Source organism: Paraburkholderia sp. (assembly GCF_026225065.1).
Classification (GTDB): Bacteria; Pseudomonadota; Gammaproteobacteria; order Burkholderiales; family Burkholderiaceae; genus Paraburkholderia.
Window position 1 is genome coordinate 1 of record NZ_JAMFSB010000127.1, and the last position, 12,365, is coordinate 12,365.

Genomic DNA, 12,365 nt, shown 5'->3' on the forward strand with positions numbered 1-12,365 from the left:
GGTTGGCCGGGCACAAACCGAGCCGCAGGGACGGCTGCGGGTGTCGATGACATCGTCGTTCGGACGCCAGCATGTCTCGCCAGTGGTCCCCGAATTCCTGCGCCGCTATCCGGGTGTGAGCGTCGATCTGCGCCTCTCCGACCACATCGTCGATCTCGTCGACGCCGGGGTCGATCTGGCGATCCGGATCGGTGCGCTGAAGAATTCGACGCTGGTGGCGAAACGCCTGGCAGTGAACCGGCGGGTGGTCTGCTGCGCGCCCGCCTATCTGACCGAGCGCGGCACGCCGCATCATCCGGCCGATCTCGTACAACACGAATGCGTGATTCTGTCGGACCAGCATACGTGGGCTTTCGAGACGCCAGCGGGACCGCTCGATGTACGCGTCAACGGGCGCCTCGCCACCGATAACGGCGAGGTCATCCGCGATGCCCTGCTGGCCGGCTTCGGCATAGCGCTCAAATCGACATGGGATGTCGCGCCTTACCTGCGCAGCGGCAAGCTGGTGACGATTCTCGACAGCTATCCGCTCGCCGAGACGGTGGCGATCTGGGGCGTCTATCCGAGCCGCGCATTCGTGCCGCCCAAGACGTTGGCGTTTATCGACTTTCTGGCAGAGCACTTCGGCGATCCACCGTATTGGGATCTCGACGAGCCGCGTGACGCGGCCGCCGCTGACTCCTGAGACGCTGAGAGCGCGGCTCTGCGCAACGCACGCCGCCGTTAAGCATACCGGCGGTGTGCAATGGCGCAAAGTTCGCCTCCATTCAGCGCGCACCCACACTCAGTGCTTGTTGCCCCCGCCAGACTTACCCTTGCCGCTGGAATTCGCATTGCTATGCGCGTCGTTCTGCGTCTTCTGCTGATATTCGTCGCCTCCGCGCCGGTCCGTGTCCTTCAGACCGCGCTGCAGATCGCTATGGGCCTGCTTGCCCACGCGACGAGGATCGTCCTCGTGTTGCGACTCCGGGGTTTGGTCGGTTTCGTGCGGCAATGGAGCGGCCTCATCCTGCAACGAACGGGCGTCCTGACTCGCGTGCGGGTCAGCGCTTTTGCCATGCTTTTGCTGCTTGTCGCCAGCTTGCGACACTTGAGGTGATGTCTTCATTGCGTCCTCCCGTTCCAGTTGGTTTTGACCGTGCCGGCGAAAACCGTGCGCCGGTTCAATCGGGCTTCGCGCCATCAAGGCGCTTCTTCATTGCGGCGGTGATGCGTTGCCGCGTCTTCGCGTAATCGGCCCAAGGGTCGTGTCGCAGCGACTCAAGCCGTTCGTGCAGGTTGGCGATGTTCCACTGATCGCCGGCTGTGGTGCTGGCAACCTCCTCCCACGCGAGCGGCACCGACACGCCCAGGCCAGGTCGTGCGCGCGCGGAAAAAGCGGCCACCGTGCTCGAGCCGCGGTTGTTGCGCAGGTAATCGACGAAGATCTTGCGCTTGCGGTTCTGCGGGCCCATCTTCGCGGCGAAATGCTTGGGCAACGTGGCCGCCATGTGCTGTGCGACGGCCTGCGAAAATGCCTTCACTTCGTCCCAGCCAGCCTGCTTCGCGAGCGGTACGACGACATGCAGGCCTTTACCGCCGCTTGTCTTGCAGAACGATTCGAGTCCGAGCTCGTCGAGCAGCGTACGAGTCAGTTGGGCGGCTTCGATCATCTTGTCCCAACCGAGCGCCGGGTCGGGATCGAGATCGAACACCATCCGGTCAGGCTTTTCGATGTTCGAAGCAAGCGCGTTCCAAGTATGCAGTTCGACCGTGCCCATCTGCGCTGCGCCGATCAGCGCTTTGATCGTGTCGATCGAGATCAGCGGCGGATGGCCAGGATCGAGACCCGGATGCTGGGTGACATTTGGAATCGCCAGCTTCTGGCTATGCTTCTGGAAAAACAGCTCGCCGCCGATGTCCTCCGGCGCGCGCACCAGCGAGACTGGCCGATCCTTCAGATGCGGCAACATCCAGTCAACCACCGATTCGTAATACTGCACGAGATCGATCTTGCGGGCGCCAGTCTGTTTGTCGATGACGCGGTCTGGGTGAGAGATCCGCACTCCGGCGATTGATGACGGCGCATCGGCCGCCGTGGCCTTTTTGCCGCGCGGAGCGCTGGCTGCGGTTTTGGCTGCTGCGGTTTTGGCTGCTGCGGTTTTGGATGTTGCAGCCTTGGACGCAGCAGCCTTGACCGTTGCGCTCTTCGCTGTCGTGTCCTGCCTGGTGGTGCGTTTTCTCGAAACGCCCGGATTTGCGGCTGTCGCGGCGGATTGTTCAGTTGGGTTCGGTTGCACATCGGCTCCTTCGCGCGGCGTTTCCCTGACGATCTGCCGCGCCGGTTTATCGCGTCGCAAGCTGACGAACGACGCCTGCCGCACGATGCGCTCGTCGGTCCACTCCGCGAAATTGCACTCGCACACGAGCGACGGTTTGACCCAGTGAACCGGCGTGCGACTGCGTTCACGAGGCGCACTGGCGAACGGCATGCGTGAGGTCTCGAGCGCATCGAGTTCCTTCTTCACCGAGCGCAGCAGCGCCGCATCGAAACCCGTACCGACCCGACCCGCATACTGCAGTTTGCCTTTGCTGTCGTGCACGCCGAGCAGCAACGCGCCAAACGCCGCCCGGCTTCCCGCAGGTTCTGTGTAGCCGCCAATCACGAATTCCTGGCGCCGCCGGCACTTGAGCTTGATCCACGTCGATGTGCGGCCCGACGCGTAATGGCTATCGCGCCTTTTACCGATGATGCCCTCGAGCGCCATATCGCAGGCGCTTTTCAGCAGGTCCTCTGCGCTGAAGGCAAAGTCCTCGGAAAAGCGCAGGACCCGCCGGTCCACGCCTTCGAGCAGCGCGCGCAGAATGGCGCGGCGTTGCACCAGCGGCACCGCGCGCAGGTCGTAGCCGTTCAGATACGGGACGTCGAACAGATAGATCACAATGTCTTGTGGCCGATTCGCATCGAATGCATTCTGGAGTGCCTGGAAGTTTGGCACATCATTGTGATCGAGTACGACTGCTTCGCCGTCGAGCCACGCGCTGTCGAGTTCGAGTTGCGCCAGCGCGTCGACCTGTTTGCTGAATTTCGCGCTCCAATCGTTGCCGGCGCGCGTATCGATGCGTACAGGATGCTTCGAGGCGCGATGGTCGATGCGCATCAGTACCCGGTAACCGTCGAACTTGATCTCGTACGACCATTCGTCGCCTGGCGGGGCAGCGTCGACCAGCGTCGCCAGTTGCGGCTTGAACGTGGCGGGCAAGGTGGCTTTCGCCGCGCCCTTGATTGCCGGCGATGCTGCGAGCGTGCGCAGCGACTCCGCGCTGCGGTTGGCGACGATATCGGTTTTCTTCGGGTCGATCGCATGCGCGTGCGATGTGGACTTCCGCCCGACGGTAGCTGTCTTGCTGGAGCGGGTGGCTGGCTTCGGTGAGGTATGCGTCTCTACGGCGGGACTCTCTGCAGCTTTTCCGGCAGCGGTTCTTCCTTCGGCAGTTTTGCGCGCCGCGCCCTTGCGTGAGCGAGACGAGGCTGCGGCATCGAGCACACTGCCCGGACGCTCGGCGAGCACATCGAAATCGGCCTCGCTGCGTGCCGCGTCGTCACGCTCCTTGATCAGCAGCCACTGCTCCTTGTCTCCACTTCCGCGCATATGGCTGCGCACCAGCATCCAGCCGCCCTTCAGCTTATCTCCCGCCAGCGTGAACTTGAGCTTGCCTGCCTGATAGGCCTCGCGCGCCTGTCTAAGGTCCCCGTCCGGTTCCCACGTGCCGCGATCCCACACGATCACGGAACCCGCTCCGTAATTGCCGGGAGGTATCTCGCCTTCGAACGACCCGTATTCCAGCGGATGATCTTCCACATGAACGGCAAGCCGCTTCACCGACGGGTCCAGACTCGGTCCCTTCGGCACCGCCCACGACTTCAGCGTGCCATCGAGCTCCAGGCGAAAGTCGTAGTGAAGGCGACGCGCATCATGCTCCTGGATCACGTAGGACAGTGCGTGCGCCTGTCCGGGCGACGACGCCTTGCGACGCGCAACCTTCGGCGCGCCCTTGCCCGACGGCTCGGGTGTCTCGTCGAAGCGGCGCTTGCGGTGATAGGGATCAAGGCGGTCAGCCATAGCAGTGCTTTAAAAGCATACCTACGCAGCGCTACGCTTGCGCGGCGAGGCTTCTTTTCGCGAGGCAGCCGTGCGTGCGCCGGTGCTAGCCGCACGCCGCGTCGTACCAGTCTTGCGGCGTGGCGGTTCGGCCGCCTCCTCCGCATAATCGTCCTGCACAGCGGACGATCGCCCTCGCGTCTTGCCCTTGCCACGTCCGAGACTACGCTTGAGCAGATCCGAAAGATCGAGAATCTCTGCGGACTGACGCGACTCTTTGGGAGTCTCCACGTCGGTGACCTCTTCGGTCTTGCCGGCCCGAACCTTGCGATCGACAAGTGCCATGATGTCGTCGCGGAACGTGTCGTGGTAGGAGGACGGGTCCCAACTGTCGCTCATGTCGTCGATCAGCTTTTTCGCCATATCGAGTTCGCGCGCGTTCACCCCCGCCTTTTTGGGATCCTCCGACGGCAGCTTCAACTCACCGTAGTCGCGCACTTCGTCGGCCCAGCGCAGCGTGTTGAGCGCGAGTACCGGACCCACCGGAATGAGCGCCGCCAGATGTTGCTTGTTGTGCAACACTACGCTCGCGATTCCAATCTTGCCGGACGCCTTCAGCGCCTCACGTAAAAGCGCGTAGACCTTCTCGCCCTTGCGGTCGGGCGCCAGAAAATACGGGGTATCGAGGTACAGAAACGAAACCTCGGGTGCCTCGACGAACGCGAGGATATCGACGGTTTGCGTCGATTCCGGATTCGCCGAGCGGATTTCGTCATCGGACAGGACAACGTACTTATCCTTCTCGTACTCGAAGCCGCGGACGACGTTATCGCGGGTGACTTCCTTCCCAGTCCGCTTGTTGATCTGCCGATAGCCGATCGGATCGATCGACCGCTTGTCGAGCAGATTGAAGCCGACTTTTTCCGATTGTGTGGCCGGATACAGTTGTACCGGCACGTGCACGAGGCCGAAGCTGATCGCGCCTTTCCAGATCATGTGTGACATCGTGCGCTCCACAAAGGCCGGGATCTTTGACGAAGCAGCAAGCGTGCCACGGAGGGACGCGCTATGGCAGGCCGCGCCAGTGCCGGTGCGACCCTGCGGCGCGTCTCTGAGCGCCCTGTAACTCTTGCGTAAGATCGGCAAAAGCTACGGTTGGGCGACGCCACGGGCGGCCTCCGCCGACCCGTTACAATAGCCAGATTTTCCGCGCGCGCCGCGCGCTCTTTCCTGCGTCGACATGAACCTCGTCATCCAAAGCTCCGCGCCGTTGTCCGCCGATCACCATAAGACGCTCGTCGCGCTTGCGCGCGGATCGCGCGCCACCGTCATCGACGCGCACGCCATCCGCATTGCCGATGCGAACCCCGCCCAACGCGCCGATCTGGAGGTTTACTGCGACACGCACGCGCTGGACTTCGCGTTTGTCGAACCCGACCGGCACTTGCGCGACTTCGGCCTGGTCGCAATGGATATGGATTCGACGCTGATCACGATCGAATGTATTGACGAAATCGCCGATTTTTGCGGGCTGAAGGGCGAGGTCGCAGCGATCACTGAGGCGTCGATGCGCGGCGAAATCAAGGACTTCAACGAAAGCCTCACGCGCCGGGTAGCGCTGCTCAAGGGCCTCGACGCCAGCGCGCTCGAACGCGTCTACGACGAGCGGCTGCGCCTCTCGCCTGGAGCGGAGCAGATGCTCGCCGGGGCAAAGGCAGCGGGTCTGAAAACCTTGCTCGTGTCGGGCGGTTTCACGTTCTTCACGGACAGGCTGAAGACCCGCCTCGGCCTCGATTTCACGCACGCGAATACGCTCGAAATCGTCGAAGGCAAGCTGACCGGCGAGGTGACGGGCGAGATCGTGAATGCCGAAGTCAAAGCGCGCACGCTGCGCGAGACCTGTGCCCAGCTCGGCATAGAGCCGGACCGGGCGATCGCGATGGGCGACGGCTCGAACGATCTGAAAATGATGGCCGAAGCCGGGCTATCGGTCGCATTTCGTGCGAAACCTGTGGTGCGCGAAGCGGCAAGCGTCGCGTTTAACCATGTTGGGCTGGACGGGGTGTTGCGGTTGTTTTGAGGAGCTTGCGTCCCTCTAGTCGAGGGGCGACCAACCATATGTCGAATCGCCCGCCGCCCGGATGCTTAGCGATGCTCAAGAAAAATGACGATCCACATGACGACCATTGCTACAGTGCACGACCCGCACCCCACATAGCAACACCAGGTCATAACCCGGTCGGCGGTTTCCGGCGACTCTACGAAGCGAAGTAGTTTGAGCATCTCATTCTCCTGAATACGCCAGCGCTCCATCGTAGCGGCAACTTCAACTCCGGAATACTCGGCCGATTGGACGACACGCGTCGCCCCAACTTCACAAGCTGCAGACGTAAAAAAGTCCATCGGAACCGTATCCCGATGGGCCTCTTCCAACCGCGTACCCTGCAATAAACAAGCGCCGACGGCGCAAGAGATATCTAAGCCAACGTACTCAAACTCTGCTCGATGTCCGCGCGCAGATCGGACTCTTCCTCCAGCCCGATATAGAAGCGCACCAGCGTGCCGCGATGCGGCCACTGCGCCTCCGTACGCATCGAAGCAATGTCGTACGGCACCACGAGACTGTGCGCCCCGCCCCAGCTCCAGCCGATCGAAAACAGTTCGAGCGACTCGCAGAACGTATCGATTTGCACCGGCGCGTAGCGGCCGTCGAACACGACCGAGAACAATCCGCCCGCGCCGGTGAAATCGCGTTCGTAGAACTCGTGTCCCGGGCAATCGGAAAATGCCGGGTGCAACACCGCCGCAATCTCCGGACGTGTCTTCAGCCATGTCGCAATGGCGAGCGCGCTGCGGTCGTGCTGCTCGAAACGCACCGTCATGCTGGGCAGGCTGCGCAGAATCAGCGAACAGTCGTCCGCGGACACGCCGATGCCCATGCGCATGCGCGCCGCTTTCAGCTTCAGATGCACTTCCCGGTCCACTGTGATGGTCGCGCCCATCAGCACGTCGCCGCCGCCGGATTGATATTTGGTCAGCGCCTGGAGCGAGATATCGACACCGTGATCGAACGGCCGGAACGCCAGTCCAGCGGACCAGGTATTGTCGATTGCCGTGATGACGTTGCGGGCACGCGCCGCCGCAGTGATCGCCCGGACGTCGGGCACTTCCATCGTCACCGAGCCCGGCGCTTCGAGCCAGATCAGGCGGGTATTCGGCTGGATCAGGTCCGCAATCCCCGCGCCGATCAGCGGGTCGTAATAACGTGCGGTGACGCCGAAATCACGCGCCAGCCAATCGCCGTGCTCGCGGTTCGGCGAATAGACGTTGTCGGGAATCAGGACGTCGTCGCCCGCTTTGACGAGGCCAAAGTACACGTTGGAGATCGCCGACAGCCCCGAGGGCTGCAGCAAAGCATGATTGCCACCTTCGATCGCGGCGAGCCGCTGCGCCAGCACGAGGGAGGTCGGCGTCGCATGCAGGCCGTAGCGCCACTGGCCGTCGTTGCGCCAGTCGCACGCGCGCATCGCGGCGAGATCGGGGAACACGACCGTGGAGGCGCGCGCCACCGGCACCGTAAGCGATTCGAAGCCTGGTGTGACCTGGTCTTCGGCGCGCACGATCCGGGTTTGCAGGCTGCGCTTTGGTTTGGATTGAGTCATGGTGATTTCGCGTAGAGGCAAAACAGAACGGATAGCGCGTGCCGCGGGCAGCGCTTAGTCGCCTGTCGACAGGTTGTTCACCCCGTTCACCGTATGCGCACCACTCGCAGCGGCTGCAGCGGGGGCTGTGGACGACGCAGCCGGGGCGGCCGGCGCAGTGCCCGCGGCCGGTGATGCGGTTTGCGCGCCCGCGGCAGGAACCGGTTGTCCAGCTGCCAGCGGCCGCAAGTCGAACGGCTGCGGATCCGAATCGTCAACGTTCATCCGGTCGCCCGCCACCGAACCGTCAGCGGCAAACTTGCCGACCCAGTTGCCGGTGATATGGGTACCATCGTTCGACTCTTCCACTTCGAGGGTATCGCCGTCGCGGTCTCCGGCAATCAGGATCACTTCGCCAGTGTCGGTGTACTGATACTCGCCGTGCACTCCGGCCGGATCGTCGGTCTTCGCCCCGAGGCGCAACACGATCTGGCGCGAACCAAGCGTGCCCACAAGGCGCGGAAACTTCGCAAACTCCGGGCTCGGCTTGAGCGGCAACTGGATCGGCGGCGGCGCGGCGAGTTCCTTGACCGCATCGCTTTGTGCCCAGACCTGCACAGGCATCAAGACGCTTGCACCGGCCAGCAGCAGCGTCGCCGCCGTACCGGAGACCCAGCCGCGCCAGCGCACGGCGTTGTTCATCGCTTTTGATTCCAGCATCGTTCCTTTCCTGTTGCACGAAGCGAGGCGCTACGCTTCGCGTCAGATCCGCTCGAAGATCGCCGCGATGCCCTGGCCGCCGCCGATGCACATCGTCACAAGTGCATAACGCCCGCCAATGCGTTGCAGTTCGTAGAGCGCCTTCACGGTAATCAGTGCGCCGGTCGCGCCGATCGGGTGGCCGAGCGAAATGCCGGAGCCGTTCGGATTGACCTTCGCGGGATCGAGTCCAAGTTCCTTGCTGACAGCGCACGCTTGTGCGGCAAACGCTTCGTTGGCTTCGATGACGTCAAGATCGGCGACCGTCAGGCCGGCCCGTTCGAGCACCTTGCGGGTAGCCGGCACCGGGCCGATACCCATGTACGCCGGATCGACGCCCGCGTGTGCATACGCGACCAGACGTGCCAACGGCTTCACACCGCGTTGCTCGGCGACGCTACGCTCCATCAGGACAACCGCAGCAGCCGCGTCGTTGATGCCGGACGCGTTGCCGGCAGTGACCGAGCCGTTTTCCTTCGCAAACACCGGCTTCAATTTCGCAAAGTCTTCCGCCGACGGATTCACTCGAACGTGTTCATCCTGCTCGAACACGACATCACCCTTCTTCGACGAAAGGGTGACCGGCAGAATCTGTTCCTTGAAATAGCCATTCGCGATAGCGTGGGCTGCACGACGATGTGATTCGAGCGCGAGCGCATCTTGCGCTTCACGCGTGATGCCATATTTCTGCGCGACGTTCTCGGCTGTCACGCCCATGTGGATGCCCTGGAACGGGTCGTTGAGCGCGCCCAGCATCATGTCGACGAGACGCGCATCGCCCATGCGCTGGCCGAAGCGCGCAGCCGGCATCACGTACGGCGCGCGGCTCATGTTTTCCGCGCCGCCGCCAATGGCGATATCCGCATCGCCGAGCAGCACGCTCTGCGCAGCGGAGACGATCGCCTGCAGACCGGAGCCGCACAGGCGATTCACCGTCAACGCGGGCGTATGTTGCGCGACGCCGCCGTTCAGCGCTGCCACACGCGCCAGATACATATCCTTCGGTTCGGTGTGCACCACGTTGCCGAACACGACGTGGCCCACTTCGTCGCCTGACACCTTCGCTCGCGACAGCACCTCACGCACCACGCGTGCGCCGAGATCGGTCGGCGAGAAGTCCTTGAGGCTGCCACCGAAGTCGCCAATTGCCGTCCGCACTCCGCTTACCACTACGACGTCCCGTTGCATTGCTCGCTCCTCTTACTCTCTGATTCACTGATGGTGATCTGGATTACCAGTATCTCAACGACGCTCGCTGACCGCTCTATTCGTTGTTGCCACGTCCAGGTGTTCTCGTGCGGATCACGCGCTTGCGTGCGCGAGATGCCCTAACCCGCCTCAGCCAACGCTTGCTCGACCACGGCACGATGGGGAATCGGCGCCACCGCGCCGTAGCCTTGCGTGGACAATGCCGCCGCCACGTTGGCATAGCGTGCCGCGGCAAACGGATCGTCACCCGCGACGATCCGTGCGATAAACGCACCGCCGAAACAATCGCCGGCACCGGTCGCATCGACGGCGTTCACTACGTAACCCGGCACAAGGCGGCGCTCGTCCGGCGTGGCTACATACGCACCTTGCTTACCGAGCTTGAGTGCGACGACGCGGGGTCCGAGCGCAAGCAGATAATCGACGATCTCGTCACGGCCGGTAAGCCCCGTCAGCTCAGTCACATCATCCCAGCTTGGAAGACAGATATCCGTGTAGCGGATCGCTTCGGCCATCACCGCCCGCGCTCGCGCGAGAGGCCACAGCTTGAGGCGCAGATTGGTATCGAAACTGACTCGCACGCCGTTCGCGCGAGCGTGGCCGATTGCCGCGAGAGCGGCGTCGCAGGCACTCACGCTGATGGCGAGACTGATGCCGGACAAATGCACCACCTGGGCCGCGGCAATCGCGTCAAGCGGCAAATCCCGTGGGACGTAATGGCTCGCGGCCGAGCCGGCCCGCAAATAGTCGAACTGATGCCCGTCCGTACCGTGCGACACAAAATAGACGCCGGTGGGCGCGTGGCTGTCGACTTTCATCATCGACGTGGCCACCGACTCGCGCTGCCACAGATCGAGCAGCAGACGCCCGAAATGATCGTCGCCGACGGCAGACACAAAGCCCGCCGTCGCGCCCTGACGAGCGGCCGCGACACAGAAGTTCGACGTGTCGCCGCCAAACCCCTGCAGATAGTTCGGCTGGTCCTTCGACGCCTGATTGAATTCGACCATGGCCTCGCCGAGCGCGAGGATTGCCGGGCTCGCGGACGCAGGCATGGCTTACACCTCGCCCCACAGATCGTGGCCATCCGCGCCACTGATCTTCACCGAGACGAAATCGCCGACCTTATAGCGCTTCGAGGCCTTGGTGGTGGGCGCGATATACACGACGCCGTCGATTTCCGGCGCATCCGCCGCTGTGCGGCCGATGCCGCCGTCGGTATTGATCTCGTCGACCAGCACCTTCAGCGTCTTGCCGACCTTGCGGGCGATGCGCTTCGCCGAGACTTCCTCGGCGACTTCCATGAAACGCGCGCGGCGTTCTTCACGCACTTCGTCGGGCAAGGCGCCGTCCAGTTCGTTGGCAGTGGCGCCCTCAACCGGCGAGTAAGCGAAGCAGCCGACGCGATCCAGTTCCGCCTCGCGGATGAAGTCAAGCAGCGTCTGGAACTGCTCTTCAGTCTCACCGGGGAAGCCGGCGATGAACGTGCTACGGATGGTCAGGTCCGGGCAGATCTCGCGCCATGCCCGCACGCGCTCGAGCACCTTCTCGGCATTGGCTGGGCGCTTCATACGCTTGAGCACTTCCGGATGGGCGTGCTGGAACGGCACGTCGAGGTACGGCAGCACGTGGCCCTTGAACGGGCCTTCGGCCATCATCGGAATCACTTCGTCGACGCTCGGGTACGGATACACATAGTGCAGGCGCACCCATGCGCCGTATTGCGCAGCCAGTTCGCCGAGTGCGCCGACGAGGTCTGTCATGCGCGTCTTGATCGGCTTGCCGTTCCAGAAACCGGTGCGGTACTTGACGTCCACGCCATACGCGCTCGTGTCCTGCGAAATCACCAGCAGCTCCTTGACACCGGACTTGAAGAGGTTTTCGGCTTCGAGCATCACTTCGGCGACCGGACGCGACACGAGGTCGCCGCGCATGGACGGGATGATGCAGAACGTGCAGCGGTGGTTGCAGCCTTCGGAGATCTTCAGATACGCGTAGTGGCGTGGCGTGAGCTTCACGCCCGCAGCGGGCACCAGGTCGATGAACGGGTCGTGCGGCTTCGGCAGATGGTTATGGACCGCCTGCATCACTTCGCCCAGCGCATGCGGGCCGGTGACGGCCAGTACCTTCGGATGGACCTCTTCGATCAGGCCCGTGCCGCTCGCGCTCTTCTTCGCGCCGAGGCAGCCGGTGACGATCACCTTGCCGTTTTCGGCCAGCGCCTCGCCGATGGCGTCGAGGCTTTCCTGCACCGCTTCGTCGATGAAGCCGCACGTGTTGACGACTACGAGATCGGCGCCGTCATAGGTCCCCGAGATCTCGTAGCCTTCGGCGCGCAACTGCGTGATGATCTGCTCGGAGTCGACCAGGGCTTTCGGGCAGCCGAGTGAGACGAAGCCGACCTTGGGTGCGGCTGTGTTCGGCGTAATGGGGGTGGAAGCTTGCGGCATAGGGTGGGGTCCGGCGGATCGCGGTAAACGTAACCTCGCATTGTACCCCGTGGCAGGCCCCACGCATCTATGTCCGTCCAGCAAGCTCCAGCGTTGCTGCCCTTATCGAAACTCCCCTACTTCTTCTCCGGCTCCGTATCCGGCTGCGGATTGGCAGGCGTAAACGGGAATGTGCTGAACATCGACTTAGCCTGGTTCTGCATCTGCTCCTGCATCTGCACGAA

10 protein-coding genes and 1 pseudogene are annotated in these 12,365 nt (G+C 63.0%); 2 read left to right on the plus strand and 9 right to left on the minus strand.

Annotated features, from left to right (window positions below):
• A partial coding sequence (locus tag M0954_RS10195) for a substrate binding domain-containing protein (protein WP_297353004.1) occupies nucleotides 1-685 on the plus strand: 685 nt, incomplete at its 5' end.
• Nucleotides 686-784: 99 nt separating this feature from the next.
• Here the strand turns inward: M0954_RS10195 and M0954_RS10200 are convergent.
• Genes M0954_RS10200 through M0954_RS10210 form a run of 3 tightly spaced genes read right to left on the minus strand, consistent with a single transcriptional unit; the run spans nucleotide 785 to nucleotide 5,087 of the window.
• Nucleotides 785-1,108 (minus strand): hypothetical protein, encoded by a 324-nt coding sequence (locus M0954_RS10200; protein WP_297353006.1) that lies wholly within the window; start codon nucleotides 1,106-1,108, stop codon nucleotides 785-787.
• Nucleotides 1,109-1,163: 55 nt separating this feature from the next.
• Nucleotides 1,164-4,103, minus strand: a complete 2,940-nt coding sequence (gene ligD / locus M0954_RS10205) for a DNA ligase D (protein ID WP_297353008.1) — start codon at nucleotides 4,101-4,103, stop codon at nucleotides 1,164-1,166.
• Between the two features lie 21 nt (nucleotides 4,104-4,124).
• Nucleotides 4,125-5,087 carry a Ku protein gene (locus tag M0954_RS10210; RefSeq protein ID WP_297353010.1) on the minus strand — a complete coding sequence of 321 codons (963 nt, stop codon included), beginning with the start codon at nucleotides 5,085-5,087 and terminating at the stop codon, nucleotides 4,125-4,127.
• A 235-nt stretch (nucleotides 5,088-5,322) separates the two neighbouring features.
• Between M0954_RS10210 and serB the strand changes: the two genes are divergently transcribed.
• Nucleotides 5,323-6,162 carry a phosphoserine phosphatase SerB gene (gene serB / locus M0954_RS10215; RefSeq protein ID WP_297353012.1) on the plus strand — a complete coding sequence of 280 codons (840 nt, stop codon included), beginning with the start codon at nucleotides 5,323-5,325 and terminating at the stop codon, nucleotides 6,160-6,162.
• A gap of 397 nt (nucleotides 6,163-6,559) precedes the next feature.
• On the opposite strand, the gene M0954_RS10220 is transcribed toward serB, so the two are convergent.
• From M0954_RS10220 to M0954_RS10245, 6 genes and pseudogenes are all read right to left on the minus strand, one after another.
• On the minus strand, nucleotides 6,560-7,744 hold the full coding sequence (locus M0954_RS10220) for a cystathionine beta-lyase (protein ID WP_297353014.1): 1,185 nt from the start codon (nucleotides 7,742-7,744) through the stop codon (nucleotides 6,560-6,562).
• A 54-nt stretch (nucleotides 7,745-7,798) separates the two neighbouring features.
• A complete protein-coding gene (locus M0954_RS10225; protein ID WP_297353015.1) occupies nucleotides 7,799-8,443 on the minus strand; it encodes a hypothetical protein in 645 nt (214 codons plus the stop codon).
• A gap of 42 nt (nucleotides 8,444-8,485) precedes the next feature.
• A complete protein-coding gene (gene bktB / locus M0954_RS10230; RefSeq protein ID WP_297353017.1) occupies nucleotides 8,486-9,670 on the minus strand; it encodes a beta-ketothiolase BktB in 1,185 nt (394 codons plus the stop codon).
• A 140-nt stretch (nucleotides 9,671-9,810) separates the two neighbouring features.
• On the minus strand, nucleotides 9,811-10,746 hold the full coding sequence (locus tag M0954_RS10235; protein WP_123384131.1) for a sugar kinase: 936 nt from the start codon (nucleotides 10,744-10,746) through the stop codon (nucleotides 9,811-9,813).
• 3 nt (nucleotides 10,747-10,749) lie between these two features.
• Nucleotides 10,750-12,141: a 30S ribosomal protein S12 methylthiotransferase RimO gene (gene rimO / locus M0954_RS10240; protein WP_122154616.1), complete on the minus strand. Its 1,392-nt coding sequence runs from the start codon at nucleotides 12,139-12,141 to the stop codon at nucleotides 10,750-10,752.
• Between the two features lie 116 nt (nucleotides 12,142-12,257).
• Nucleotides 12,258-12,365, minus strand: a pseudogene (locus M0954_RS10245) (polyhydroxyalkanoate synthesis repressor PhaR); the annotation flags it as partial.

What these genes read in the sequence shown, in the direction of transcription:
- M0954_RS10200 (WP_297353006.1), bottom strand. Translation starts at nt 1,108, where the DNA reads ATGAAGACATCACCTCAAGTGTCGCAAGCTGGCGACAAGCAGCAAAAG.
- ligD (WP_297353008.1), bottom strand. Translation starts at nt 4,103, where the DNA reads ATGGCTGACCGCCTTGATCCCTATCACCGCAAGCGCCGCTTCGACGAG.
- M0954_RS10210 (WP_297353010.1), bottom strand. Translation starts at nt 5,087, where the DNA reads ATGTCACACATGATCTGGAAAGGCGCGATCAGCTTCGGCCTCGTGCAC.
- serB (WP_297353012.1), top strand. Translation starts at nt 5,323, where the DNA reads ATGAACCTCGTCATCCAAAGCTCCGCGCCGTTGTCCGCCGATCACCAT.
- M0954_RS10220 (WP_297353014.1), bottom strand. Translation starts at nt 7,744, where the DNA reads ATGACTCAATCCAAACCAAAGCGCAGCCTGCAAACCCGGATCGTGCGC.
- M0954_RS10225 (WP_297353015.1), bottom strand. Translation starts at nt 8,443, where the DNA reads ATGCTGGAATCAAAAGCGATGAACAACGCCGTGCGCTGGCGCGGCTGG.
- bktB (WP_297353017.1), bottom strand. Translation starts at nt 9,670, where the DNA reads ATGCAACGGGACGTCGTAGTGGTAAGCGGAGTGCGGACGGCAATTGGC.
- M0954_RS10235 (WP_123384131.1), bottom strand. Translation starts at nt 10,746, where the DNA reads ATGCCTGCGTCCGCGAGCCCGGCAATCCTCGCGCTCGGCGAGGCCATG.
- rimO (WP_122154616.1), bottom strand. Translation starts at nt 12,141, where the DNA reads ATGCCGCAAGCTTCCACCCCCATTACGCCGAACACAGCCGCACCCAAG.